This is a genomic window from Acinetobacter harbinensis (assembly GCF_000816495.1).
In the GTDB taxonomy this organism is placed as follows: Bacteria; Pseudomonadota; Gammaproteobacteria; order Pseudomonadales; family Moraxellaceae; genus Acinetobacter; species Acinetobacter harbinensis.
In genome coordinates this window covers 51665-51962 of the sequence record NZ_JXBK01000003.1, presented here as the reverse complement: position 1 = coordinate 51962, position 298 = coordinate 51665, and the positions used below count along the sequence as shown (strand labels likewise).

Sequence of the window (298 nt, the reverse complement as noted above, 5' to 3'; positions counted from 1 at the left end):
ACCCAACCTAAAAACATTAAACAAATTGTCCCCGCCAAACCAATATACAAAAGTTGACGCTTAAAATCTTTTAAAAAATGTAGATGTGCAGAAGTATCTATTCCTACAATAATTCGTACAGATTGTGTTTCATTATTTCTGTTTATATCTGTGTTGTAGATCATGCCGCGATAAGTCTTATCCTGAACTTGCCATTCAATCCAAGAGTTATTTGCTGACTTGATTAAATTTTGAGTATTAATGATTGAGGATGCAGAACTAAATAAAACTTGACCTGTCGGTCGTTCTATTTGGACCA

General features: G+C 33.6%; 1 pseudogene. It reads right to left on the bottom strand.

Annotated features, from left to right (window positions below):
- Window positions 1–298 (bottom strand): annotated as a pseudogene (locus SE27_RS14740) (heavy metal sensor histidine kinase); the annotation flags it as partial.